Source organism: Shinella sp. S4-D37 (assembly GCF_040812195.1).
GTDB lineage: Bacteria > Pseudomonadota > Alphaproteobacteria > Rhizobiales > Rhizobiaceae > Shinella.
Genome location: NZ_JBFNXL010000005.1, coordinates 2,476,687 through 2,499,955, shown reverse-complemented (window position 1 = coordinate 2,499,955; position 23,269 = coordinate 2,476,687). Strand labels below are relative to the sequence as shown.

The window sequence follows — 23,269 nt, the reverse complement described above, 5'->3', positions numbered from 1 at the left end:
ATGAAATCGATAAATAGAAGAAAGAAACAAGGAGGAATGAAATGTCCAATAAAAATGAGGAATTAATCAAAGCGCTGAACGAAGCGCATGATGCGTTGGAGCGTGCAATCAATACACTGAGAAATCAGGCTGCAAATCAAAAGAAGTAAGGGAAATAGGAGTAAGAGAAATGAGTATTTTAAACGAAGACATTTTCACCAATTATAAGGTCGAGACAATCACGGTTAGCCGCAGCGTAAGTGTTCCAACACGTTTGGACCCACTTGGGGAACTCATGCATGACGACGTGGAAATCGACTACAAAGCCCGATATGCACGCTCGACAGTCGCATTCATGGATTTCTCAAAGGGTGATCGTCGTTGGCTCGATCACCTAATTGAGGAACTGACCAAGATCGGTAATGTCTATCGCGAAGACAAGATTATCATGTTGGGTTGGTCAACTGCAAAGCCACGCAATGGCAAGCAGCAGACGTGGCAAACGTTCGTTGACGAGTTGTATCGGGATAAGACGCTAACTGGTCAAAATTACAGTGAGGCCCAACTGAAGCATTTGCCGAAGTTGCTGGCTGAACTCAGCAAGGGCAAGCGACTAGCAGGATGTCACGAGTTGAGCATCCACGAGGTAGTTTCGGGTAAGTCACTTTAGTCAGCAATAGGCGATGATGATTGGACCAGAGCAAGCAATGCTCTGGTTTCTGCTTCTGTGGATGACAACGGCGAAAAAAGTAGTGGCTTTTTCGTGCCGCGTTGGTTCCATGGTGGATCGAACATGAGGATTAATCCGGCTTCGACACCGAGAAGCATACCGACTGGTAAGCCATCCACAGTTGCCACAGTGCTGTCGATGCGCAGTAGGAAAACGTCGATAAGATCGGCGTTCAACGCGTTTCTAAATTCGCGATGGACGAGACGGTTCTTTTTTTCATCGTGGAATGCGCGCCTGTAGGACCGAAAGCGCTTCTTCGGTTTGTCCGCAGAACCCACGTACATGACGCGACCACGAAGAACGAATGCATATACGCTATCGCGGTTCTCGTACTTATCGATTTCCTCCAGATGGCAAAGCGCATCAGTTATCTTGAATGCCCCAAGCCGCTTAAAGCCGAATGTTTCAAGTTGTTCAATCTGGGACATTAGAAATCCAAAGCGACTAGATATCTCAAATAAGCCAACCAAACGATGCGAATGCGATGATTGCAATGATCGCGATTAGCACGAGGCCGACACCGGATTCAGTTTCCGGTTCATATGGTGGTTCAGGTGGGGATTTATCATATCCGGAAACCATCACTCGTCTCTTTTCAATATGCTCGGGAAACATCAATCCGATTCTGATGCGAAGAGGTGGTCGCGAACATCGGTGATGGCAACCTCAACATATTTCAACTGCTCGGTGACTTCCTCGGTCTTAATTTTCAATTCGTGTTCAAGTGTACGAAATTCACTGTCGAGTTTGTCATTAAGGAGAGCGAATCGGAAATCTAATTCACGTTCAAAGGCTTTCGATAGTGGCAAGTCGCCTTTCAATGCGTCATCTGCAATCATCATTACAAATCCGGCGATACCAATAACTCCAGCGATGATTATCCCATCGCTGGTCGTGTAGAGCCACGCAAAGCCTTCGTTAATCAAGCGATACGCAATAAGCACCCAAAAAACGAGTGTGCCCAGCACGGTGCAGAAAAACGAATAAGTTTCGAACTTCTTCATGTTTGTCGCTCGTTAACGCGCTTATTTTGCGACCTTCTTCTCATCACGGCCACCGGGCACGTAATAGAACATTTTCAACCCGAGCAGTCCACAACGCGGACACCGCATTTTGTTTGGTAGATCGCATAGGGGAAATGCACGGCCACGAGTGATGAGCATCGTAAGCATGTCAATGTCGTACTTGAAATCGCAATGCTTGTGTTTGCGTGGACCCGGTTCAATGCCACCTTCGCAGAACACAGAGATTTCCCATCCATGTGTCCAGGCATCGCCTAGCGTGGACATTCTCAGTCTCGATCCGAGCACGGACGCCAGCCGCGAGTGAAGCCACGGCTCATTGCGCGATCAGCAACTTCGATCTGATAACGTAGATACGCGCAGTCCGCGAGCAAGGTGGCGATACAAGCGCGAGCATCACCTTGATGCCAAGCAAGGGCTTCCTCGATAGGATCGGAAATCTGATTTGGTTCAGCGGCTGGACGCATGAATGCGATCTCCTACGGGCGTAGTGAGCAGGGAAATTCTAATGGATCGATGTTCCCACTATGTTCTCACTGCGAATTGAGTCAAGGATAAAATTCCTAGTGGCGCGATTCAGTTCCCATAAGACGCGGTTCCTGACTGCTTCCGAGTAAATAGCGGACAGAACTCGCATTCAGATGGGTTCCTAAACAGGCAGACCCCACAATGTTCGAATCCATCACAGCGTTCTTGACTTCGATCGGCATTTCACCGGCCCAACTATTCGCGGGCCTCGCCGGAGCATTCACGAGAACGGTAATCCAGAAGCAGCCGCTGACATGGGCCGTAGTCGCGACCAGTATCGTCGGTGCGTTGTGTGCGATCTATCTGACGCCAATCATCGGGCTTTGGCTCGGGCTTAACCTGTCCGTGTTGGCCGTCAATAACGCGCTGTCTTTTGGTATTGGCTTGATCGGCATGAGTCTCGCTGAGGGAGTGCTGACGCTGGCGCAGAATTGGGCGAAGAATCCACGCCTCATGCGCCAAATGGATGCGAAGGGTCTCGCGGATGCCCTGAATGACCATTCCCATACTAGGGAGATGAAGACTTCGGATCGCTCGGGAAACGACGCGGATTGAGTGATCCCGCATAAGTAAGGGAAACCAACGGAGACAAAACGATGGGAACCTTTACGCGTATCACCCTCGGAATTTTCGTAAGCATTTGCTTGTGGGCTAGCCTAAACGTCCCGCAAGCAAAAGTCCTTTGGAACCACATAACCCCGAATGTCGTGAGACATTACGCGGGACCAACACCAAAAACCGACACGACGGTGGCGGTTAAAACCCAAAGCGCGATTGCCGCAAACCAAGAGTGCGTGAGGCAGGGGAGTTGATCCGGTATCCGGGAACGGGGTCTGGCTGCGTAGGCTGCGGCCGGATACCTAATGGGCCTATCTTGGATTGCATTTGGTAACTTCCGCGCAAGTTCTACCGCTTACGGTTCCCTCAAGCGAGAATACTAGGCAGGGCGGCAGATATGTCTTTCGATGGTAAAATTATTGAAATTAACTATTGGTTCCAGGGCAAGAAGGGAAATTTCGATGACCCCAAGCACAAGTGGGGCTGGTCGGGCGTTGAATGGTATCCCGGCTGGGGGCGCAAAATTGTAGGGACTGGTCCCGAAATAACGAACTTCGACACGCTCAGCCCCAATTATAATCCTTTCAACTGGGAGCAGACCACGGGCATTTTCAGTATGGATTTTTCCGGCACAGGGTTGCAAATTCGGTTCTATGATATTGGCCTATTCAAATACCCCAATTACAATTGGAATGGGCCCGCGTTTAGTGACGTTGGTATCAACAATCTCCCCAAAATTATTGGTTTTAGACTCACGACCAATATGAGTTTCCTCGATGCATCCGATATCAAGATAATGGATAATGGAGATACGGTTCTGATCGATTGGTTTTGGGGAACGTTTGATAAATCAACTTACGTAAATTTGGAATTCAAGTTTGAATCTGGTGGAGGTGGAGGTGGAGGTAGCAAGTATCACCCCTTCAAAGGGACTAAGGGCAACGACTACATAACTGCGGGAAAAGGCGCAGATATCATATCGGGCGGAAAGGGCGCCGATGTTTTCGTGTTCCACAAGGGTGATACCGGCTCCACGAAAAAGAAGGCTGACCTGATTACGGATTTCAGCACGAAGCAAGGCGACAAGATCGATCTGCATAAATGGGATGCTGACTCGACCACTAAGGGCGTTCAGGATTTCGATTTTATCGGAAAACACAAGTTTACGAAGGAAGCCGGTGAACTCCGCTACCAAAAGAGCGGAAAGGAAACCCTATTACTGGGGGACACCAATGGCGATGGCAAAACCGATTTCATGATCAAGTTCAAGGGGCACATCACATTCACGGATGATGACTTCATCCTGTAGCGATGAAGTCGCTCTGCGAACGCGTGCGCCACTGCCGAATAGTTAGAGACGACCAATGAAAATCCTACGAACTACGTCGCTCCTCATTATGGCGAGCGCAACTCTGAGCGGGTGCAATCCATTTGCTTCGTCTTGGGCAGACGATTGCGAAACCGCCTACAAAGAACGCTTGCGCTCTCCAGCCACTTACAAACGGATTGAAGCAGACGTGTTTGCAATCGATATGAGTGTTGATGAATATTTGGCTCAAAAGCCAAACCTCATGGCGATCGAGATCGATCGTCTTCGCGAAAGAAAATCGCCAATTAAAAACTGGAAGGTGCTAATCACGTATGATGCTGCGAATGCGATGGGAGTGCCTATTCGAGGCAAGTTCTATTGTGAACAGATTACCACGACAGGAGAAGAACCCGAAGGAGGCCGCAGCGAAGGTGAACTCCTGATTATGAAGGTCAACGGAAAGAGCAATATCGAACTCCAGACGGAAGCCCTCAAAGAGCAGTTCGGGCAATGAGCAAATATACGATCATAATTGCAACAGCGGTACTCACATTCCTCTACGTGGGGCTGGTCATGTGGTTGCATTATGGATCGGCGGCAGATGCCAGTATCGGCCAGTATGTAGTGAACAACAACCTGAACAGCGTTGGTGACTTCCTCGCAGGATTGTTCAGTCCTCTGGCGTTCCTCTGGTTGATCGCGACCGTTTTAATTCAATCAAATGAACTTAGCCTACAACGCGATGAGTTGGCCGAGAACCGCGCTGTAATGGGGAAGCAGGCAGAGGCAGCGGAAAAGCAAGCACAGTTTTTAGACGCGCAGACAACGGCAATGAATCAACAAGTTACCCTTCAAAGGGAAGCAGCAAACGAGGCACACAAAGTTTCGCTGTTTGTTACTCGATTTGAGTTGTTCAAATATTTCGAAATCACCCAATTCACGTACGTTAATATGGGTGTGGAGGAATTGGATCATCACATATTTCAAATGGCAAAGATCGAGTTCATATTTGGAGAGAGCATCTTTGCTGCGGCCTATCCATCTATGGGAAAGTACGTTGATTGTTTCGAGTTAATGCGCACGTTTTTAATACGATGCAAGATCGATACTTGGCAGGCGTGGAAGGATCGTGTGAGTGAAGATTGTCTACATCCGAACGGGATGTCCAACTTGGGCGAAGACAAAATCGCTGATACTGACAAAATTTATCGAGCATTGAATAACGCTGAAGCGCTTTTCCGAAATAGTGATGTTTTAGGAATGATGCGAAAAGCGATGCGTATAAAAACTGAGATCGGATGAGAAGAAATAACGGTAAAACAACAGGATCTAACTAGAGATAAGATTCAAAACAATATGCGCTAAAAAAGATGCATCATATCGCGAAATTTCGGAAGGCGAATTTTACTCCGCCTACGAACTAGGGCAATCGATCTTTGCTCTTGCGACTAACTCTTTCGGCAATAGGAACAAAGAACACCCGTTCACTGTTCCGAAAGGCCTACAACCGATGCAACCACACGCTTATGTCGCATATTATCGTGTATCCACACAGATGCAGGGAAAGTCCGGTTTGGGACTTGAAGCGCAACGGGCAGCAGTAGAGGCGTTTACACGTGGTCATGCACTGCATAAGGAGTTTACGGAGGTCGAATCCGGCAAGCGTGATGATCGACCTGAACTAGCGCGCGCACTTGAAGCGGCAAGGCAAGAAAATGCCGTACTGGTCATTGCGAAGTTAGACCGTTTGTCACGTGACGTTCATTTCATATCCGGCTTGCTCAAGCAGAATGTTCCGATCAAGGCATGCGATATGCCGCACGCTGATAATTTCCAATTCCACATCATGGCAGCAGTTGCGGAGAAGGAGCGTGAAATGATCGGCCAGCGTACGAAAGCAGCAATTGCGGCTAAGCGCGGACGTGGTCAGTCGTGGGGAACTAATGCAGCACGTGTAAGCGATGCCGACGCATTCGCACAGAGCATCCGCGCAGACATACAGAGCGTCGTGGAAAGCGGTGCAGTAGGCCCAGCAGCAATTGCACGTGGGCTTAACGAACGTTGTGTGCGGGCGTCTAAGGGCGGCACATGGACTTCAATTCAGGTTCAGAGAATTATCAAGCGTATGGAGGAAATGCGATGATTGATGAGGATGTAACAATCACGAAACTGGTAAACGAGGGTCTGCTCCGAAAGAACCTAGATTACGTGGAGAAGGTAGTCGGTAATTGTTATCGAATGTATCAGGAGAGAGGATGGAAAGGCGAGCATGTTCGCGTCCGTATTGGAAGAAGCGGAAATGGCTCCAGCCCTCATTACACGCTTGAATACGGGTCAGAGGATTTCGATCTAGCCAAGCCGTTCAAGGAAACTCAATTTAGCAAGAGAGGGATGCACGAGCAGTTCTCTGGCTTGAGTCATCAGAAAGAGGCGCTTGGCTTCGACAGGAATCATTGGAGTACTGAAACACAATCGCTTTCAGAACTAGAAGATCTGAGAAATCGTCTAAGAGTGGGAAGTCTTCGGTCGCGCTAAGGTCCCATCGGCTAGGGACGGAATAGGGGGTGTACACCCCCTATGGGCTCGCTTAGATTGTATTTGACATGCGAAACCAATTTTTTGACTAATCTCAGGCTGGCTTCTCTTGTGTCTGCTTATCAGGGTTTAGAGCGTCCAATAAGGCGTCATCAAGGTCGGAAAGATCATCTGGTCGCGTTGGGCGAGAAGGTGGCTCATCCTCAGGAAAGCGAGGATGTCGGCGTTTACCATCCATAAAGCCAAGCCGGTCGAGGAGCATGAGCGTCCCGACGAAGACGCCTATGATGCATACGCCGCCAATCACCACTTTGAAGAAGGTATTGAGGTATTCGTCAAGCAAATGGTTTACAGCAAATGCAGCACCCACGCCTGTAGCGACAATAGTGCCGATCAAACCGAAAAATTTGATAAAGAACCAAACCACGCCAAGACCTGATGTGGTGTCGTTGTCTTGTGGCGACCCCAGGCCTTTAAGAGTTCCGTGTACGCGTGCAGCGCGACGCTTCCCGGTGTGAAGGCAATTCAGTTTGAAGCCCTGACGTACGTCAAGGTAGTCAAAGTCAATGAACACCTCACCATCGTCGCCAATCTCGATCTTGGCATTGTTTGCAGGAGTGCTCATGTGAGTGAGTGAAGCAGATATGATCTTGGCATCCGCGGGAAGGCTTAGTCGTAGTCTATCCGCTGGCGCTATGTCATTATGTTCGAGTGTTCTCCCAGCCTCATTCCAGAAGGTCATTGTCGTTTTAGTGAGGCGCGGAATGACATGACCTTCAAAATGGATTTCAAGTTTCTCATTATAAGTCTCGTCCGTCGCGCCAATTATCGTCGTGTCATAGCGCGCATAGAGAAATCGGCGAGCAACGCGGCCCTTAAACACCGACCACAAAGCAAGGGCAGTGCCTATGACGCCGATGGAAAAATTTGCGTTTTCGTAGGTAAGAAATTGCGAAATGTATGTCCACATGAGAAGGTCTCAATAAAGTCGTATCAATTGCTTCGTCCCACCCGGTATTCTCGGTGGTCAATTACAATCTCTAAGATTTTCACTGGTTTGCAAAGGGATTGATCGTCAGAACATTTTAATTGGCTGGTGTGGTTCGATCTTTTCAACCGTTTTCTTTTCGATTGCTCTGAATAGTCCAGGGCCGTCAAGCGCGATATGCTGTCTTTGCGTCGAGACCGAACATTGCAGGTCGTGCAGATTGCGAGATATCTAGAAGCATACAGTGATTCTAGCGAGAACAGTGCATGTTTGAAAACCTGTCTATGGCCAAGGCTGCATCCATAATTGGTTTCCTTGTCGGGTGTGCGTTCATCACGTACGTCATTAGAACGATGGGTTATTTCTCGGTAATCGCACCAGAATACCTTGGTTTCTTTATTGAAACTGATTTGATCATGGGGGCGATCCGTGCGGCCCCATTTGTCTTTGCATCCGCGACTTTCGCGTACTTGATATTTTGGCTTGTTGCGATTGCGCTTGCTCATGAGGAGAAGGTTGATCGGGTATTCCTGCCCATTGATGCCGTCGTCGAACGCGTACCAAGTTGGGTGAAACGTTTGCCGCTTTTTATTTTCTTTGCCGCTTTGTTCGCATCTTCGTTTCTCCTCGAAGGTGATAGTTATGTTTTACGTGTTGCGATGCTCTACTTGAATCTGATGATTGCTGTGATGTGGCTGGCGGAAAGGCGCGCCGCTGAGCACACCATTCATCCACTAGCACTCGCGGCTTGTTTGATCAGTTTGTATTCGGCGCTCTATGAGACCGGAAAGTTCGAAGCGATACAGGATCTAAATCACTCGAAAGCCAGATATTCCATCACTGCGAGCGACAAAAGTTACGTCAATGTGCTGCTATTGAGAGCAACGTCAAGCGGCGTGCTTTTGAAAGCAGGCAATGAAGTGATCTTATATGATCGATCGCATATTACGAAAATCGAGCGCGCTACTGACCTAATTACGCAGAAATAGCAAATCTTTGCTCGCCCTTTGATCCTACTGGAAACAGGAAGGACACACACAAGCAATTGTGCTTGTGGTAGCAAAGGCAATAGCAAATGATTAGCGCACTGGAAATTCTCAAGTCCGCAGCAACCACCGGCAATGTTGGCAACAAGAACCCGCTGGATATCTTTTACATGAAATTGGATCAGCAGATCGAGTACGCCAAGCAGGTCAAGTCGGGTAAGGAACTCAATACGAGGTCGTTGTGGTTCAGACGAGATGGTGCAAATTTCGTGGTTCGCGTCGGTCGCAATGCTTTCGAGATTGCCGGTAGCAAATTATTCCGGGCCGCTGACCTCGATGCTGTCGTGGAAATCCTTGCAGCGGCAAAGGAAGCCATCAAAGGTGATAAAGCGCTGCAAGACGTGATCGCACTCCACAGCATGGAACGCAGTGAACGGCTCAAGAAGGGCCGGGCAGCAGGCAAGGCCAAGAAGGCAGCGACCAAGTAAGCAAGCGATTGTTTGCGCAAGCAATCGGATGGCCCTGGCAGCATCGCTGCTGGGGCTTTTTCGTACCTGTTGCGCTCACCTTTGCTGTACATGCTTATACGGCCCCTCACTGATCAAAACCCATAGGCCCATTCTCTGCGCCCGATCGACATGATGCGCCAGGGTTGGCTTTCGAGCTTCCGCCAGGCATCGCAGCAATGATCGACGATGTCGTCGTATGATTTGAACACGCGGTTTGATAACCAGTTGTCGCGCATGAAATGCCAGAGGTTTTCGACCGGGTTCAGCTCCGGCGATTTCGGCGGGAGTGGCAGAATGGTGATGTTTTCGGGCACGACGAGATTGTTGGACATGTGCCAGCCTGCCTGATCCATGATGAGGATAGCGTGCGCGTCGGCATCGACGTGTCGGGCGATTTCGGCCAGGTGCTGGGTCATGGCGTAGGTGTCGCACCATGGCATGACCAGCGCGGCCGCCTTGCCGAGCTTCGGGCAGATTGCGCCGAAGATGTAGGCCGACCTTGTGCGCTGATCGTGCGGTGCTGAAGGCCGTGTTCCTCGCCTGGCCCATCGGCGGGTGATCTTGTTCTTTTGCCCGATACGGGCCTCATCCTGAAACCAAATCTCTATGCGTTTTCCTCGGGCCGCTCCAGCGGCAATCTCTGCCACTGCGGCAGGGAAGCTTTTTTAAAACCCTCAATGGCTTGAGGGTCTTGCGCGTGATGTTTGGGCCGGACAGCCAGCTTGCGATAGCCCATGGCCCGCACCTCCCGGCTCAGCGTTTGCTCGCTCACCGAAACGCGAAACTCTTCCCAAAGCCATTGCGCCAGATCGCACAGACGCCAACGAACAACGCCGTCGAGATAGGGTGTCGGCCCACGCTCGATTGCTTGCGCCAAGGCCGCACGCTGCTGATCGTTCAACCGCGACTGCGGACCGGGAGCCTTGCCATTGATCAGGCCTTGGGGACCGTGTTCGTTGAACCGCATGACCCAGTCCCGGACAATTTGGAGCGTGACGCTGCCGAGGCGGGCGGCATCGGAACGCGAGCCTCCATCGTAGATTGAGGCGAGTGCCAACAGACGGCGCGCTTGAGCGGCATCTTTCGTCTGCCGCGCCAGCCGCCGCAGATCGTCTCCATCAAAATCCACCCGTAATGAAATCCCTGATCGCATCGCAGACCTCCGGTTTGCACCAGAGATTCAGATTCACCGCACTTTGGGAAGGCCAAAGAGTCGAGGTCAGGGAGGCGGCGTATTAGACGCACAGAGCGCCGTACAGCGGGTCCAGCATGTCGGGCTATACGCTGTGTACTTGAGGGCTAACCTCACTGTACGGGCTTGTATGGCGTTTTAGTATTAGGACTTGCTAAGTTGTCTCGTGATTTACGGGGTTCAGACCCATTAGCAATTGCTTGCGTCACAGAGACATTAGGAGACTCATACAGCGCGTTCAGCGTGAAGGGGCAACTGCCTTGCTTCCGTTTCTTCACCGCAACCAGTGAAGCGTTTACGGGCGCCATAGGTCGAACACCCCCTACAGCCAACCACAATTTAATTATAACAGCACGTACCTAATTTTTTGCAATTCTAGTATTTGCTCTAAATAGGTGAGCGCCCGAATAAGTCACTCACCTATTTGAGACAATCAGGCAATCACGTCAGCCTGAACTAGCGGTGTTTGTTCTGCGTGAACATGAACTCTGAACCCCTCGAATGGTTCGTCATCCTTATCCGTCTGTATTAGCCGCAACTGTACAAGGAATCGATGGAAGTCAGTCGTATCACCACGTGTGTGTGTCCGAAAGCGATGGTTTTTATCTTCATCGCCATTGTCGTCCATCGTGCTTTGACCGAGCGAGATTATCACTGAACCTGTAGCCGTCTGGTTCGCGATCTCGACCACATGTGCCACCCGATGATACGTGATCACAAAACGACTGTTCGTTACCGGGCAGTCGGCCTGATATGGCTCATCATCCAGTAATGCAAGATCGGCAATATCCGGGGTGATCCGAACAAACTCCTCATAAGTCGGATCATCTCGCTCTATGCCATCCTCGTATTCACGTTCTGAAAGCACCATGAACAGTCTGACTGCCGCAAGACTCACTCCGAGTTCGTTGAAGCCATCTGCTATCTGCTCCATTAGGTCACCGGATACTTGAGTTTGAAAACTGTTGCAGCGCCAGCCTCAAGCAGTGCCACGTGCAGCAAACGGCTGTAATCGTTCATTGCCGGATAACAAGCAGTTCCGTATATCGTGCTTAGCCGGATTTTGCCCTTTGTACCCAACATCACGCCCGCATCGAATTCCTGAAACAACTCATGCAATTCGGCATCAGTCGTATTATCCGGGATATTGTACCATTGTTCCAATACGCTTCCCGTTGACCAACTTGATACTGCTTTCCACACCGTAGTCTTGCTATGCGGAGATTGCGTCTTGCATCTATGACGCTTACGCACGACACTCCAGTCTTCCCCGAAATTGCGCTCCGTTACGGACGCTTCAATCTGGAATTCGCGTGCGCTCATCGTCCTAAACAGGAGTTCTTTGACTTCCTGTTGTGTCAGAGGGGTATCTAGGTTCATTGCGTGTCTCTCATTTCGCTCAAATCGTACAAGGGTGCCAAAACGAGGTAAGCCGGGCACAAACCCGGCTTAGTCCGTGAACTTTTAATGTTGCGTTACAACGCAGGGTTAATCGATCATCGCTTCCAACGAGCACTAGCCCCGCATGTTCCAGGTGGGTCTTGTGGCTGCATCGCACAACAAAGCACGCTCACGATCGACAAAATCATCACACACTTCCCATGTGACAACCACATTTGCTTCGCGGCACAGCGCTTCGTTTATCTTTGCGTTTGTCCGGCATTTTTGCAGTTGTCCCCCGGAAAATGGGTGGCGCGGTGATACATTACCGTACTGCGTAGATAACCGATTATGAAGATTTGCAGCACGGCCAATGTAAACGAGCGTTTCGTCAACGAATATTCGATAAATTCCGGGCTTCTTTGGTGCTGAAACTCTAAATGAGCAATAGTAGACGTCGTGTGTGGGGCTCAGTGTGTAGCCGTTTCTATTCGTGAAGCGATCTTGAGGACGCAGATTCGTAACCCCTGTGATCCGCTGATGGGTTATTTCCTCGATGGGGTCTGTCACTAGCATGTCTCGCGCTTCCATAGTCCGCACGCTATAGAATTCGTCCAAACGGTACAACCGTGCAGTGAGTATGCTAGTTAAGCATCTGTGTTTGCTTCGGGCTTGATTTCGATGGCGTCGATGACCTCTCCCTCAAGCATTTGGTGTCGACGGTTCGCTTTCAGTAGGAAGTCGTCAAAGCCGGTTAAATCGTGCTCGTGCTTATGCTCGTGCTTTGTCGTGGCCTTAGCCAGCACGTATGACATCATCGCCTCGATGGCCTTCACGACGCTTGCCTCGTTCTTCCCGTTGTAGGCGATATCCTCCAGACGGTCGATCAACTCTGGCAGTTTTTGCCGGATACGTGCCTTGAGCGCATCGTCTTCAAGAGGGCGTCCCTTTGGATTTCCGCTTTTTCCCTTTTGAAAGCCTTGGCGTTTCAATCGCTCTCTATGCTCATCAGTTATCTCCCGCTTCTTCGCCATCAATCCACCATCTCTCTTCCGCCCAACTGCTTTTGAAATTCTCGGGCATCATCCTCGTATGTGAAATCCACAACGAATGATTGTTCGGTTATTCCGTGTATGGTGAAATCCGATCCCAGATTGGATCGGATCCAGTTCCCGTATGCGGCATCCACGAATGCCTTAGTCGCCTCCACCTTGCTCATATTTGCATTGCCGTCTGCGATTCTTGATATGCGATTGCTCTTGTATCCGTTCGCTATTTGCATATAGATTTTCATGCTCTATGTTCCCGCTTAATTCGCTTTACCGCTTATTTAATCAAAACCGACTAATCACGCGGCCCACGCATATAGGAGACCCATAATGAGTATCGATATTCGGGCAATGTTTAAGGCCAAGAAGGCTGAGGCACCCGCAAAGGGGCAGCGTGACGCAATCTCGCTGTTCAAAGGTTCAGCACGGACACAGATCAAGAAGATCGAGGAACTCAAGAAGGACCCACTCGCAACTATCGCGGCCACGAACTGGTTTAAGCGCTACGATGGTGGCTATCGCTTGCAGTTGGGCAGGAAGCCGCTGGAACTTGATGGTGCCAGGTACTGGCAGGTCAGCGATCTGGACGAAGCGCTCGCATTGTTCGAGGGAGCAATCGAATTGGCCGACACGGATCAGGAGTTCCAAGAGGCCATTCGAAGCGCGAAGAAGCCGAAAGAAGTTGATCCGGCAAAGCCAAAGCGCGGACGCAAGCCGAAAACAGCATAATAAGATGGCCCCGATTTGGGGCCATTTTCATTTGAGGCCCAATATGAGAGGGCGCCAATAAATACCACCGGATACAATAACCGGTTGATATTTAATGGCATTAAACACAGAGCAACAGGCGCTATTGCAGCGCCTGCTTGATAGATGGCGCGTCGATATTGCAGGATTTGCACACGACGTATTCGGGTCAAAACTAAGACCCAAGCAGATTGAGTTCTGCCAAGCCTTCCAAGCAAACAGACGAGTTACATTCAAAGGCGGCGTTGGTTTCGGCAAAACGCACGTTCTTGCGATCATAACGTGGTGGTCGCTGTTCTGTCATGATCGCGTGAAAGTCACGATCTTCGGGCCGAACGAAGCGCAGTTGAAATCCGGCGTATGGAACGAACTGCAAAGCCTCTATGGCCGCATCGACGGCCAATCCCTGAAAATCTTCAAAGATGCATGGGATGTAACCGCAACACGCATCAGCCGAAAAGCGAACCCAGCGGACTGTTACGCGGAGTTTCGCTTAGCCAGTAAAGATAACATCGCTGGTGCGCGCGGTATTCACGCAGACAATAATTTCATCCTCGTTGACGAGGCGACTGGTGTTCCAGACGAGGTATTTGAAGGTGCGCTAATAAACCACCTCACCACGGATCTCAATCCGAAACTGATCCTCATCAGCAACCCGAACGCCACGAGTGGTTTCTTCTGGCGGACGTGGAACGATGACGAAATCAGCGACATGTGGACGAAAGTTCACGGTCGCATGGCTGATAATCCGAACCTGACGCCGGAAGAACTGCGAAATGCCGAAAAGCAATACGGGGGTAAGGGTACAAACGGGTATCTCATTCACGTTGAGGGGGATTTCCCATCGGATACCGATGATGGTTTGATCGCTTCGGAGTTGATCAACCAAGCCATCGACAACGAATTCGTTATTCCTAGCCCAAAGCGGCCGGTGATCTGGGGTATCGATCCTGCTGGTCCCGGTAAAGACAGAACCGTAATCATCAAACGGCATGACAATCGAGTTATCGAACAACCGATTGAGCGCCGTGGGTTCACGATCACCCAGTTAGCGTATCTGATCCGCGACATGTATCAGGCGCTACCTCAAGCGCAGCGGCAGAGCGTCATTATGGCGGTGGACGCTAATGGGCTTGGCCGAGGTCTCTACGATACGTTACGCGAATTTGGGCTTCCTGCGCGCGCCGTGACTACACAGAGCAGCCCGACAAAGGGAAGAGACGCAAACGGCAATAGCAAGTTTGCAAAACTGCGCGATCAATTGTGGTGGGAGGTGAAAGAGTGGTTTGCAACGGAAAACGTGAGCATTCCGAATTGTATCCCTCTTATTCGCGAATTGAAATCACCAACATATGATTACGACGCAAAGGGATCAATCAAAGTCGAAGGCAAAAAGGAAATGAAGAAGCGACTAAAGATGTCACCTGACTACGCAGATGCGCTGTGTCTGACATTCGCGGTCGATGAAACAAGATACGTTGGAAAATACAGTTGGTCTAAGCCAATCGATTATGGCGACCTGAGACATTTGGAGTGATCCCACTAAATACGAAGTGCACAAAAACAAGACCGTGAAAAGCGGCAAAGGACGACATGGAGAAGAAGAAAAAGAACTCGCTAAGCGAGCAAGATATTGCATCCAAAGTTTCCGTGATGCTCCAAGACGCGGTCGATTTCTCGACCAGCCATATCGCAAACAAGCATGAGCAAGCGCTAAAACTGTATAAGCGTGATCCGCTACCGGGCGATGAGAAACTTCATGGCCGTTCGAAGTGGGTAAGTCCTGATGTGATGGAGCGCGTTGATTGGTCAGTGGCGTCGATGACGCGCTTGTTCGATTCAACGGCAATGCCAGTTCAGTTTATGCCGAATGGCCCAGAAGACGAACCGCTAGCCGTACAGATGACCGACGCTTGCAACTTCGTTGCTCGCTCCAAGAACTCGCATGTCGCGGTGTTGGAACCTTGGCTGAAGAATGGATTCATTACGGGCCTCGGCATAACGATGGTCGAGTTTCGCACATGCAGGGAAGAAGGCTTGCCTGAATTGCTCAAGGGCGTTCCTGACGAGCAACTGGTCCAACTGACGCAACAGGAAGAAGCAGGCCAGATCATCATCGTCGAAGCAGGGGAGCCATACTCGGCCTTGCCTCCGATGCCTGATCCGAATGTCGCATCTGAAATGTCACAGATCGTCCAGGCTATGGCACCGATGGTGCGCGACTTGAAAATCCGTCGCATCAAGAACATGCGCCACATGGATATCACGAATCTACCGCCAGAGGATTTCATCGTCTCGAAGGACGCGCAGTTTGATCGTGAGCGCAACGAAGAGCCCACGGCTTCCGTGATTGACTGAATAGGCTTCCGGCTGTCGGTCAGAACTTTTGCTTTGCCCGCTTCGGCATAAAATAGGCTCGGATCTTGACGAGCGCTTCGGCGACGGCAACGGCATCCTGACGGGTCGCGTTCCGTTTTGCCTCGCCGAGCTTGCGGATGGGCGCGACGATATCCCCAGTGACGGCATGACCTCCAAGGACGGGCTGCCAAAGCTTGGGCGCGTACCTTGTTCCCAATAGAAAGCAGAGGTCCCAAGCGAAGGGATCAAAGGTTTGATCATCGATCTTGGTGAACCTGGGCCGATGATCTTTCGGCGTTTCGGCGAGGCTTGCCGATATCCGGTTGTATTCCGCAACGATGGTCTGGACGGCTCGATGCTCGGTTGTTTCCATTGGCAGGTTCAGGGCATCCGGGCCAGTCAGCTCCGGGATCCACTGACGCGGGTCGATAAACCTCGGGCCGATGATGAGAGCCGTGAGATAGCCGTCGAGGCCGCTCATCGACCAGATCGGCGAGACTGGACGGCGTGCCCTGATAAACGCCTCGAACGCCTCGTCATCGAGCTTCGGTCGTGCCGTAGCCCCTTGGCTGTTCTGTGTCATGCCGCCCGTCGCTCCTGATCTGCAATGCTCTCGCGGTTGGCCTTCCAGGTCCATGGAAAGAGCGTATCCATCTGGTTCGCGGTCACCTTGCCGGAGATGATGCGCTCGAGCACGTCGGCAAGCCAAGCTTCGGGGTCTACACTATTGAGCTTTGCCGTGTTGACGAGCGATGCGAGGACCGCGAACGTCTTGCCACCGCGTTCGCTGCCCACGAACAACGAGTTCTTCCTCGTCAGAGCCACCGATTTCATCGAACGCTCGACCACATTGGAGTCCACTTCGATCCGGCCATCCTCCAGGAAGGCTGCCAGTCCGTTCCAGTGGTTGAGCGTGTAGGTGACGGCCTTGCCAAGCGCCGATTTCGACGACACCTCGTCGCTCAGTTCGGTGAGCTGGGCCTTCAGTTCGCTCATGATGGGCGCTGCCTCGCGACGCCGCACCGTGAGCCGGGTATCGGCATTTTCGCCGCGCAGTTTCGCTTCGATCCGATAGAGCTCGGCAATCCTGGCAAGGATCGACAGGGCCTCAGCAGACCCGGTCATCTTGACGATTTCGACGAACTTGCGTCGGGCATGGGCAAGGCAGAAGGCCAGCCGCATGGGAGCGACATTGCTCCTCCCCCGGCGCTTGGCCAAGGTTTTATAGGCTTGGTACCCATCGACCTGGAGCACGCCGGCAAACGACGACAATTGCCCCTCGACCTCGCGCGCGCTGCGGCTTTCGGCAAAAGTATAGGCCACCGCCGGCGGCGCCGGACCATTCCATGGCCGATCGTCGACCGCCTGCGCCCAAAGTTGGCAGACCTTGGTTCGCTTACGCCCCGGATCAAGCCGCGGGAGCGGCGTCTCATCACAGAACACCCTTGGCTGGGAGCGGATGAAGGCAAGCAGCGCGTCATAGAGAAGCTCAAGCCACCAGGCGACCCGCGTCACCCAGGCCCCGAGCGTGCCGCGATCGATGATCACGCCGCAGGAGGCAAGCATCTGCGCCTGGCGATGAAGCGGCAAATGCCAGGCGAACTTCGAAACGGCGACATGGGCGGCAAACGCCGTGGTCACCATGCCGCCGTCCATCACACGCGCCGGCGCTGGCGCTTGCACAATGGCACTCTCGCAGGCCCGGCATGCGTAGCGCGGCCGGATCGTCCGCTTCACCCGGACAACCGCCGGCACGATGTCGAGCGCCTCACTGACGTCCGTGCCGATGCAATGCAGCTCGAACGAGCAGCACGGGCAAATCTTGCTCTCCGGCTCGATGAGCTCTTCATACCGTGGGAGATGCCTGGGTAACCGGCCGATGTTGCGCGCCGGCGATCGCCGCTCCTGCTTTCGGCCGTCAGCCACGGGTGCAACATCGTCATTGGCCGCCGCGGGAATGTCGCTGAGATCGCCAAGCTCAAGCGTCGCCTGCTTCGGGTCGATCGCCGTCATCTTCTCCGATTTCGGCCCAAAGAGCTGCCGCTCCAGGAAGGCAACGCGCGCCTTGAGGTCGGCATTCTCTGCATCGAGCGAGAGAATGATTCGGCTCAATTGCGCGGCATCCTGAGGTAAAGGGTCGGGTCGAAGCGGCATGGCAGACCCTAGCACATGACCCTGAATCTTCAAGCAAATCCAATAGGATCAGCCTGCTTTCGTTGGCCGCTTTACGGTGTTTCGCCTGACCCGCGTCCAGTCGATACCGGCCAGCAAAAGGGAGAACTCCTGGCTACTCATCTGCATCGCGCCATCACGGATCGGTGGCCAAACGAACGTGCCAGCCTCCAGCCATTTCGTCGCCAGGATCATGCCTGATCCGTCCCAATAAATGCAGCGCAGGCGATCGAGACGCTTGGCGCGGAACACGAACACGTCACCACAGTAGGGATCAGCTGCAAGCGCTGACGCCACCAGCGCAACAAGCCCATTCATGCCGCGCCGGAAGTCGACCGGCTGCGTCGCCACCATGATCTTCACTCCACCAGGCGAAAGTCCAATCACCGGCGTGCTCGCAACGTTGCCACGATCGCCTGCGCCAATTCGGGCGCCACCGAGCCGATCACGGTCATACGCGCGCCAGCAATCTCGATCTCAATACGCCCCGCGGCGTCATGGGCGACATCCGACGGCGAGTTCTCGCAAGACGTTCTATCGCCAACCACCGTCACCGGCACGAACATGGCCTGCTGTGCGCCGGCTTGCGCGGATCGTCGAGAGGTCAGCCCGGCTTCGCGCCGCCAGACGTTCAGCAGGCCGCGATTGACGCCCCAGCGCCGGGCGATCGCCGAGATGTTCACGTCAGGTTCTGCACTTTCGGCAAGGATCCGCGCCTTCTCCTCGTCGGTCCAATTCCGCCGCTGGCGTCGACCCGTGATCACCTCGATCCGACGATACTTTCCCTCATGCCTGGCTTCATGCATGCCTTCATCCATGGCTTCAAGCATGGCATCAGCGCGATCTTCGACCATCCCGTTCCGCTCCTATCGGTGAAGGAGCTGTTCTCGCGGCCGCGATCGCAAAAGGAAAGGTGGGGTGTTCGTCGCGCTCACGTTTGATCAGCAGACCGGCGGCATCAAGGCTCGCCTGCAGGGGCATAGACGCATCATTGCCCGTGCCGATCTTATCGAGCAGGGCTTTGACGCCGATAAAGTCGCTCGCATTCCCACAGCCCATGACAAGTCTGAGGGCATTGCAATGGAACGTGCAAGCCAGACCGACTATGATCAGGGCGTTAGCGAAGTCGAAGAAGATGTAACCGTTTATGAGGTGTACACGCGCATTGCCATCGATGACGTAAAGCGCCGGCACTACCGTATCACGCTCGGCGGCGACATTCTCAGTTCACCCGTGTTGCTCGCGTATGAGGAAGTAAGCAAGTTCTATCCCTACGCGGCTTTTTGCCCGTTTCCGATCCCAAACACGCTATTCGGCTACGGCATCGCTGATCGTATTGGTGATGACCAAATCTTGGTTTCCAAGATGCAACGCGGTGTCCTGAACAGCCTTAACCTGCATATTGATCCCATTAAGATCGTAAATCCTGAAACCACCAGCATTGACGATACCCTGAATGTGTTTCCCGGCGCTGTCATTCGGTCCAGCGATCCGAGTGGTGGTATCTCGTATAACCAGCCACCATTTTCGGGTGCCGCTGCAATGCCGGTGATCGATCAAGTCAAGAACGGCTTGGATTTCGTAACAGGTGTCGGCGGTGGCATGCAGGCCGTCAATGCAAGCGACTTGCAGAACACGACAGCGACGGCGACAAGCCAACGCGCAAACTCGTCTCAGTTGTTCGTGGAAATGATTGCTCGTCAGTTCGCGGACACGGGCTATCGCTACTTGTTCAAGGTGCTGATCGATCTCTTTGTGCAGTACCCGGAGGATGCACAAGCATACATCACGCGCCTCACGAACCAGTACGTCCCGATCAAGGTGGACGAATGGGATCCAGATATGGACGTGACAACGACCGTTGCGTTCGGCGTGCTGAACAAGGACTTCAACGCTGCAACCCTTCAAATGATACTGGGTCAGCAGCAAAGCCTATTGCAACAGGGGTCGCCGATTGTGGCGCCTCAGAATGTCTATTCGACATTGACTAAGATCGTTGAGAATGCCGGTTTCAAAAACCCATCTGCCTTCTTTGTTGATCCTTCGACGGTTCCACCTCCGCCGCCACCGCCGCCGCCAGTTGATCCGAATGCGGGCCTTATCGAGGTCGAGCGCGTTAAGGCCGAGTTGAAGGCCCAGGCAGAAGCAGCAGCACGTGAGTTCGATTTGATCCGTTTGCGTGTTGAAGATGATCGCAAGCGTGACGAGATGGCACAGGACTTCGCACTTAAGCAGGCTGAAATTCAGGCCAAGTATGCGGCGCAAGTCGATATTGCTCGTATCCAGATGGCGCAAGCCGCGCAACGCAATGACGTTGATCTCGCTATCCAGTCTCAGCAAGCGCAGCAGGCAGCGTTAGAGCAGCAGGCACAAGCACAACAGCAGGCCGAAGCACAAAGGCAGCAGCAGGAACAGGCAGCACTAGCGCAGATGCAGCAGATGCCACCGGAAATGATGATGCCGCAACAAGGAATGCCACCACAAATGTAAGTGAGGAAATATGAACGAAGAAATTATGGAGCGTGGACGTATCGCGAAATCGATTGCTGACAACTTAGAATTCAAAAAACTGATCGAGGAAATCAAGATGGACCTGTTCTATCAGTTCTCACAAACCGGTGTCATAGACGAGGAAAAGAAACAGGAAATAAACCTCACGATGGCAGGATTCAATCTACTCGTAAAGAAGATTAACACGTATATTTCATTGGCGAATTTCGAGGCTCAAAAGCCTTCTGCATCGGATTGAGCGCAATAATCGTATAATCGCATAAATACCCGCATGAACAACAAACATGTGAGGTATACATGGAATTGACCAACAATCCCGCTGAGGGAACTGGTTATACGCCGCAAGAAGCGGCAGACCAAATCGCAGACATTTTGGACTCCAATGGAACAACCGAAATTGTAGATGCTGATAACGAGATTGAAGAATCTCAAACCGTTGACGAAACTGATGAAGTTGAATCTGAACTCGACGCTGATCACGGTGAGCAGGACGAGACAGAAGCAGAAGTAGGCGACGAGGAATCCGAAGAAGCAGAGACTTCCGAACCTGATCCGAGCGAAATCGTATTTGACCTAGATGGCGAAGCGATCACCCGCGACGAAGCACGCAAAGGATATCAGCGACACAAGGATTACACGCGAAAGACACAGGAACTTGCTGAACAGCGCAAAGCGTATCAATTACAGCAATTTGATGGTTCACAAATTCGCGAACAAGTCTCGCAAGCACTTAATGGACTCATGCAGCAAGTCGCTGTCGAGTTCCGTGGGATGCAAGAACCAGATTGGGCTTATTTGGCAGAAAATGAGCCGGGTGAATACGTTCGTGAAAAGGAACGTTGGTCTAAGCGAGAGGCTGCGGTCAAGCAATTGTACGATGCGCAGCAGGAAGTCGCACGTAAGAATGCGGAATACGAACAGTTTCAGCGTGGAGAAGCAATCAAGAACGCACGCGAAGAACTGATTAAGCGTTATCCAATTGAATTTGGTGATGCAAAGACGGCTAAGAAAACTCTGGACACGGTAACTTCGTATTTGTCCGAAAACGGATTTAGTGCGGAGGAAATCAACAATACGGCAGATGCTCGTATCATTGATCTCGTTTATCGCGCGTACAAGTACGATCAAATCCAGAACAAAGTTCCCACTGCCGTTAAACGGATCGAGCAGAAGCCAGCGCTTACAGCACCGGGCAATACTCGTCAAAAGGCATCGACACAATCAGACGCATATAAGCGCGACTTGAACAGACTTAAAACTACGGGATCGTTCAATGATGCGGTCTCCGTAATCAGCAGACTACTATAACAAGGAGAAGCCAAAAATGGCCACACTAACTACAGGTGACGTGAAACACGTCCGCGAAGACCTCGCAAATGTAATCAGCATGATTTCCCCTGAAAAGACACCCTTCAAGACGGAAATCGGTAAGACAAAGGCAACGTCAACACGCCACGAATGGCTTTCTGACGAACTCGCAGCGGCTAACAAGGACAACGCAGCAGCAGACGGTGCAGCAGCAGCAACGGCTAGCGGTTCTGGTCCTGCTCGTCTCGGCAACTACACTCAGATTTTCACCAAGTCTCTCAGCGTTTCCGGCACGTTGCAGGCAGTGAATACGGCTGGCACCAACAACGAACTTTCGCGTCAGGTCACAAAGGCTGGTTCTGAAATCAATCGAGATATTGAAGCGGCCATTGTTTCGGCTAATGGCTCTGTCGCATCCGGCACACGTAAGTTGGCTGGTGCCGAGGCTTGGATCAAGACAAATGCTCTTCACAACGGCGCTGGTGCAACCGCTGGCTTCGATTCCGTTACTGGAGTTGTCGGTTCAGTTACCGCAGGTACAGCACGCGCAATTACCGACGAGTTGATCAACGATGTTGCTCAGAAGGTATGGGCTGCTGGTGGTGATCCAACGAAGGTAATTGCTCCGGGTAAAATCAAGCAGGCAATTTCTAACTTGGCTTCGGGCAACGGCGTTTGGAACATGGATGCGTCGAAGGCGACTATCTATGCAGGCGTTGATTACTATGTTTCTGATTTTGGTCGTCACCAGATCATCCCGCATCACTTCATGTCGCAATCGACAGTGATCTTCTTCGATCCCTCTCTATGGAATCTCGCTACGTTGCGTTCGCTCAAGATCAACGATCTAGGCCGTTCTGGTGATAGCACTGAGAAGCAGATGGTTGTTGAAGTGACGCTAGAATCGCTCAACGAAGCCGGTAACGGAAAGATCGCAGATATCGATCCGACGCTGGTTGTTGCCCCAGAAGAACCAGAGGAATAAGAACCTCAAATGTGCTCCCGGCCAACGAGCCGGGAGCATCATAAAAGCCAATAAAAACAATAATGAACGAGGCTAATGATGGATATCAATGAACTCGAATTTGGTGATCTAGTTCTCGATGGGCAGACACTCGTTTACGAAGACACTGCTGATTACACGATCTATCTCATTCGTGAAGGCGACTACATTCGCATTAGACGCGATTTCAAAAACGTTCGCGCCGTGCTTGAAGCCAATGCACGTGCAGCAGCCGAATTCAATTCCACCGGACAACTAGGCGAATTCGTGAAAGTCGCGAGCGTGCCAGTTGGCATGCATTATCAATGGGACCAAGAAGGCATTCTTGACGATCCCGTTGCTCTAGCACGCCGCCTGAATGACGCGGATTTTAGCAAGGTTCGTACGAATAATTTGAGGGTGTAA

General features: G+C 51.8%; 28 protein-coding genes. 16 read left to right on the top strand and 12 right to left on the bottom strand.

The window, feature by feature from the left end:
- Positions 1–169: 169 nt before the first annotated feature.
- On the top strand, positions 170–649 hold the full coding sequence (locus tag AB3G45_RS19730; protein ID WP_367832151.1) for a hypothetical protein: 480 nt from the start codon (positions 170–172) through the stop codon (positions 647–649).
- On the opposite strand, the gene AB3G45_RS19725 is transcribed toward AB3G45_RS19730, so the two are convergent.
- Both AB3G45_RS19725 and AB3G45_RS19720 read right to left on the bottom strand, forming a co-directional pair.
- Positions 646–1,137: a hypothetical protein gene (locus tag AB3G45_RS19725; RefSeq protein ID WP_367832150.1), complete on the bottom strand. Its 492-nt coding sequence runs from the start codon at positions 1,135–1,137 to the stop codon at positions 646–648. The genes AB3G45_RS19730 and AB3G45_RS19725 overlap by 4 nt on opposite strands.
- Before the next feature lie 186 nt (positions 1,138–1,323).
- Positions 1,324–1,713, bottom strand: coding sequence for a hypothetical protein (locus AB3G45_RS19720; protein WP_367832149.1), 390 nt, complete (start codon positions 1,711–1,713; stop codon positions 1,324–1,326).
- 687 nt (positions 1,714–2,400) lie between these two features.
- Between AB3G45_RS19720 and AB3G45_RS19715 the strand changes: the two genes are divergently transcribed.
- The 5 genes from AB3G45_RS19715 (at position 2,401) to AB3G45_RS19695 (ending at position 6,269) form a co-directional block, all read left to right on the top strand.
- Complete coding sequence (locus AB3G45_RS19715; protein ID WP_367832148.1) at positions 2,401–2,814, top strand: hypothetical protein; 414 nt, start codon at positions 2,401–2,403, stop codon at positions 2,812–2,814.
- 400 nt (positions 2,815–3,214) lie between these two features.
- The gene (locus AB3G45_RS19710; protein ID WP_367832147.1) at positions 3,215–4,126 is read left to right on the top strand and encodes a M10 family metallopeptidase C-terminal domain-containing protein; all 912 of its coding nucleotides are present in this window, start codon (positions 3,215–3,217) and stop codon (positions 4,124–4,126) included.
- Positions 4,127–4,181: 55 nt separating this feature from the next.
- The gene (locus AB3G45_RS19705) at positions 4,182–4,640 is read left to right on the top strand and encodes a hypothetical protein (protein ID WP_367832146.1); all 459 of its coding nucleotides are present in this window, start codon (positions 4,182–4,184) and stop codon (positions 4,638–4,640) included.
- Positions 4,637–5,428 (top strand): hypothetical protein, encoded by a 792-nt coding sequence (locus tag AB3G45_RS19700; protein ID WP_367832145.1) that lies wholly within the window; start codon positions 4,637–4,639, stop codon positions 5,426–5,428. The genes AB3G45_RS19705 and AB3G45_RS19700 overlap by 4 nt, the downstream gene beginning before the upstream one ends.
- A gap of 208 nt (positions 5,429–5,636) precedes the next feature.
- Positions 5,637–6,269, top strand: a complete 633-nt coding sequence (locus tag AB3G45_RS19695; RefSeq protein WP_367832144.1) for a recombinase family protein — start codon at positions 5,637–5,639, stop codon at positions 6,267–6,269.
- Between the two features lie 486 nt (positions 6,270–6,755).
- On the opposite strand, the gene AB3G45_RS19690 is transcribed toward AB3G45_RS19695, so the two are convergent.
- The gene (locus AB3G45_RS19690; protein WP_367832143.1) at positions 6,756–7,631 is read right to left on the bottom strand and encodes a hypothetical protein; all 876 of its coding nucleotides are present in this window, start codon (positions 7,629–7,631) and stop codon (positions 6,756–6,758) included.
- A gap of 284 nt (positions 7,632–7,915) precedes the next feature.
- Between AB3G45_RS19690 and AB3G45_RS19685 the strand changes: the two genes are divergently transcribed.
- On the top strand, positions 7,916–8,638 hold the full coding sequence (locus AB3G45_RS19685) for a hypothetical protein (RefSeq protein ID WP_367832142.1): 723 nt from the start codon (positions 7,916–7,918) through the stop codon (positions 8,636–8,638).
- 86 nt (positions 8,639–8,724) lie between these two features.
- Complete coding sequence (locus AB3G45_RS19680; RefSeq protein ID WP_367832141.1) at positions 8,725–9,123, top strand: hypothetical protein; 399 nt, start codon at positions 8,725–8,727, stop codon at positions 9,121–9,123.
- Between the two features lie 113 nt (positions 9,124–9,236).
- Here AB3G45_RS19680 and AB3G45_RS19675 read toward each other — a convergent pair.
- The 5 genes from AB3G45_RS19675 to AB3G45_RS19655 all read right to left on the bottom strand — a co-directional run bounded on the left by AB3G45_RS19675 (position 9,237) and on the right by AB3G45_RS19655 (position 13,010).
- Positions 9,237–10,297 (bottom strand): IS630 family transposase gene (locus tag AB3G45_RS19675; RefSeq protein ID WP_367828746.1). Its coding sequence is split into 2 segments (ribosomal slippage): positions 9,237–9,805 and positions 9,805–10,297, totalling 1,062 coding nucleotides; the frame shifts between segments, so codons are not numbered across the junction.
- A 472-nt stretch (positions 10,298–10,769) separates the two neighbouring features.
- On the bottom strand, positions 10,770–11,270 hold the full coding sequence (locus AB3G45_RS19670) for a hypothetical protein (RefSeq protein WP_367832140.1): 501 nt from the start codon (positions 11,268–11,270) through the stop codon (positions 10,770–10,772).
- Entirely contained in the window at positions 11,270–11,716 is a 447-nt protein-coding gene (locus tag AB3G45_RS19665) for a hypothetical protein (protein ID WP_367832139.1), read from the bottom strand. The genes AB3G45_RS19670 and AB3G45_RS19665 overlap by 1 nt, the downstream gene beginning before the upstream one ends.
- A gap of 647 nt (positions 11,717–12,363) precedes the next feature.
- Positions 12,364–12,750 carry a DUF5681 domain-containing protein gene (locus AB3G45_RS19660; protein WP_367833627.1) on the bottom strand — a complete coding sequence of 129 codons (387 nt, stop codon included), beginning with the start codon at positions 12,748–12,750 and terminating at the stop codon, positions 12,364–12,366.
- On the bottom strand, positions 12,750–13,010 hold the full coding sequence (locus AB3G45_RS19655; RefSeq protein WP_367832138.1) for a hypothetical protein: 261 nt from the start codon (positions 13,008–13,010) through the stop codon (positions 12,750–12,752). The genes AB3G45_RS19660 and AB3G45_RS19655 overlap by 1 nt, the downstream gene beginning before the upstream one ends.
- 85 nt (positions 13,011–13,095) lie before the next feature.
- On the opposite strand from AB3G45_RS19655, the gene AB3G45_RS19650 reads away from it, so the two are divergent.
- The 3 genes from AB3G45_RS19650 to AB3G45_RS19640 all read left to right on the top strand — a co-directional run bounded on the left by AB3G45_RS19650 (position 13,096) and on the right by AB3G45_RS19640 (position 15,870).
- Positions 13,096–13,494: a hypothetical protein gene (locus AB3G45_RS19650; protein ID WP_367832137.1), complete on the top strand. Its 399-nt coding sequence runs from the start codon at positions 13,096–13,098 to the stop codon at positions 13,492–13,494.
- Between the two features lie 94 nt (positions 13,495–13,588).
- Positions 13,589–15,049 (top strand): terminase family protein, encoded by a 1,461-nt coding sequence (locus AB3G45_RS19645; RefSeq protein ID WP_367832136.1) that lies wholly within the window; start codon positions 13,589–13,591, stop codon positions 15,047–15,049.
- Positions 15,050–15,105: 56 nt separating this feature from the next.
- Positions 15,106–15,870 (top strand): hypothetical protein, encoded by a 765-nt coding sequence (locus tag AB3G45_RS19640; protein WP_367832135.1) that lies wholly within the window; start codon positions 15,106–15,108, stop codon positions 15,868–15,870.
- A 19-nt stretch (positions 15,871–15,889) separates the two neighbouring features.
- On the opposite strand, the gene AB3G45_RS19635 is transcribed toward AB3G45_RS19640, so the two are convergent.
- From AB3G45_RS19635 to AB3G45_RS19620, 4 genes are read right to left on the bottom strand one after another with little or no spacing between them, the layout of a single operon-like run.
- Positions 15,890–16,453 (bottom strand): YecA family protein, encoded by a 564-nt coding sequence (locus tag AB3G45_RS19635; protein WP_064334525.1) that lies wholly within the window; start codon positions 16,451–16,453, stop codon positions 15,890–15,892.
- Complete coding sequence (locus tag AB3G45_RS19630; protein WP_160788236.1) at positions 16,450–18,024, bottom strand: IS66 family transposase; 1,575 nt, start codon at positions 18,022–18,024, stop codon at positions 16,450–16,452. Before AB3G45_RS19630 ends, AB3G45_RS19635 begins: the two co-directional genes overlap by 4 nt.
- Before the next feature lie 48 nt (positions 18,025–18,072).
- Positions 18,073–18,429 (bottom strand): IS66 family insertion sequence element accessory protein TnpB, encoded by a 357-nt coding sequence (gene tnpB / locus AB3G45_RS19625; protein WP_160788235.1) that lies wholly within the window; start codon positions 18,427–18,429, stop codon positions 18,073–18,075.
- Entirely contained in the window at positions 18,426–18,896 is a 471-nt protein-coding gene (locus AB3G45_RS19620; protein ID WP_160788234.1) for a transposase, read from the bottom strand. The genes tnpB and AB3G45_RS19620 overlap by 4 nt, the downstream gene beginning before the upstream one ends.
- 64 nt (positions 18,897–18,960) lie before the next feature.
- On the opposite strand from AB3G45_RS19620, the gene AB3G45_RS19615 reads away from it, so the two are divergent.
- From AB3G45_RS19615 to AB3G45_RS19595, 5 genes are all read left to right on the top strand, one after another.
- Positions 18,961–20,532 carry a hypothetical protein gene (locus AB3G45_RS19615; protein WP_367832134.1) on the top strand — a complete coding sequence of 524 codons (1,572 nt, stop codon included), beginning with the start codon at positions 18,961–18,963 and terminating at the stop codon, positions 20,530–20,532.
- Positions 20,533–20,542: 10 nt separating this feature from the next.
- On the top strand, positions 20,543–20,791 hold the full coding sequence (locus AB3G45_RS19610; protein WP_367832133.1) for a hypothetical protein: 249 nt from the start codon (positions 20,543–20,545) through the stop codon (positions 20,789–20,791).
- Positions 20,792–20,850: 59 nt separating this feature from the next.
- Positions 20,851–21,861, top strand: coding sequence for a hypothetical protein (locus tag AB3G45_RS19605; RefSeq protein ID WP_367832132.1), 1,011 nt, complete (start codon positions 20,851–20,853; stop codon positions 21,859–21,861).
- Between the two features lie 16 nt (positions 21,862–21,877).
- Positions 21,878–22,846 (top strand): DUF5309 family protein, encoded by a 969-nt coding sequence (locus AB3G45_RS19600; protein ID WP_367832131.1) that lies wholly within the window; start codon positions 21,878–21,880, stop codon positions 22,844–22,846.
- A gap of 78 nt (positions 22,847–22,924) precedes the next feature.
- Positions 22,925–23,269 (top strand): hypothetical protein, encoded by a 345-nt coding sequence (locus AB3G45_RS19595; protein WP_367832130.1) that lies wholly within the window; start codon positions 22,925–22,927, stop codon positions 23,267–23,269.

Bases quoted from the DNA above. Each gene is read 5' to 3' on its own strand.
- AB3G45_RS19705 (WP_367832146.1), top strand. From the start codon at position 4,182: ATGAAAATCCTACGAACTACGTCGCTCCTCATTATGGCGAGCGCAACT.
- AB3G45_RS19700 (WP_367832145.1), top strand. From the start codon at position 4,637: ATGAGCAAATATACGATCATAATTGCAACAGCGGTACTCACATTCCTC.
- AB3G45_RS19665 (WP_367832139.1), bottom strand. From the start codon at position 11,716: ATGAACCTAGATACCCCTCTGACACAACAGGAAGTCAAAGAACTCCTG.
- AB3G45_RS19720 (WP_367832149.1), bottom strand. From the start codon at position 1,713: ATGAAGAAGTTCGAAACTTATTCGTTTTTCTGCACCGTGCTGGGCACA.
- AB3G45_RS19630 (WP_160788236.1), bottom strand. From the start codon at position 18,024: ATGCCGCTTCGACCCGACCCTTTACCTCAGGATGCCGCGCAATTGAGC.
- AB3G45_RS19725 (WP_367832150.1), bottom strand. From the start codon at position 1,137: ATGTCCCAGATTGAACAACTTGAAACATTCGGCTTTAAGCGGCTTGGG.
- AB3G45_RS19715 (WP_367832148.1), top strand. From the start codon at position 2,401: ATGTTCGAATCCATCACAGCGTTCTTGACTTCGATCGGCATTTCACCG.
- AB3G45_RS19685 (WP_367832142.1), top strand. From the start codon at position 7,916: ATGTTTGAAAACCTGTCTATGGCCAAGGCTGCATCCATAATTGGTTTC.
- AB3G45_RS19610 (WP_367832133.1), top strand. From the start codon at position 20,543: ATGAACGAAGAAATTATGGAGCGTGGACGTATCGCGAAATCGATTGCT.
- AB3G45_RS19605 (WP_367832132.1), top strand. From the start codon at position 20,851: ATGGAATTGACCAACAATCCCGCTGAGGGAACTGGTTATACGCCGCAA.
- AB3G45_RS19620 (WP_160788234.1), bottom strand. From the start codon at position 18,896: ATGGTCGAAGATCGCGCTGATGCCATGCTTGAAGCCATGGATGAAGGC.
- AB3G45_RS19680 (WP_367832141.1), top strand. From the start codon at position 8,725: ATGATTAGCGCACTGGAAATTCTCAAGTCCGCAGCAACCACCGGCAAT.
- AB3G45_RS19690 (WP_367832143.1), bottom strand. From the start codon at position 7,631: ATGTGGACATACATTTCGCAATTTCTTACCTACGAAAACGCAAATTTT.
- AB3G45_RS19695 (WP_367832144.1), top strand. From the start codon at position 5,637: ATGCAACCACACGCTTATGTCGCATATTATCGTGTATCCACACAGATG.
- AB3G45_RS19635 (WP_064334525.1), bottom strand. From the start codon at position 16,453: ATGACACAGAACAGCCAAGGGGCTACGGCACGACCGAAGCTCGATGAC.
- AB3G45_RS19645 (WP_367832136.1), top strand. From the start codon at position 13,589: ATGGCATTAAACACAGAGCAACAGGCGCTATTGCAGCGCCTGCTTGAT.
- AB3G45_RS19640 (WP_367832135.1), top strand. From the start codon at position 15,106: ATGGAGAAGAAGAAAAAGAACTCGCTAAGCGAGCAAGATATTGCATCC.
- AB3G45_RS19670 (WP_367832140.1), bottom strand. From the start codon at position 11,270: ATGGAGCAGATAGCAGATGGCTTCAACGAACTCGGAGTGAGTCTTGCG.
- AB3G45_RS19730 (WP_367832151.1), top strand. From the start codon at position 170: ATGAGTATTTTAAACGAAGACATTTTCACCAATTATAAGGTCGAGACA.
- AB3G45_RS19655 (WP_367832138.1), bottom strand. From the start codon at position 13,010: ATGAAAATCTATATGCAAATAGCGAACGGATACAAGAGCAATCGCATA.
- AB3G45_RS19650 (WP_367832137.1), top strand. From the start codon at position 13,096: ATGAGTATCGATATTCGGGCAATGTTTAAGGCCAAGAAGGCTGAGGCA.
- AB3G45_RS19710 (WP_367832147.1), top strand. From the start codon at position 3,215: ATGTCTTTCGATGGTAAAATTATTGAAATTAACTATTGGTTCCAGGGC.
- AB3G45_RS19595 (WP_367832130.1), top strand. From the start codon at position 22,925: ATGGATATCAATGAACTCGAATTTGGTGATCTAGTTCTCGATGGGCAG.
- AB3G45_RS19600 (WP_367832131.1), top strand. From the start codon at position 21,878: ATGGCCACACTAACTACAGGTGACGTGAAACACGTCCGCGAAGACCTC.
- AB3G45_RS19660 (WP_367833627.1), bottom strand. From the start codon at position 12,750: ATGGCGAAGAAGCGGGAGATAACTGATGAGCATAGAGAGCGATTGAAA.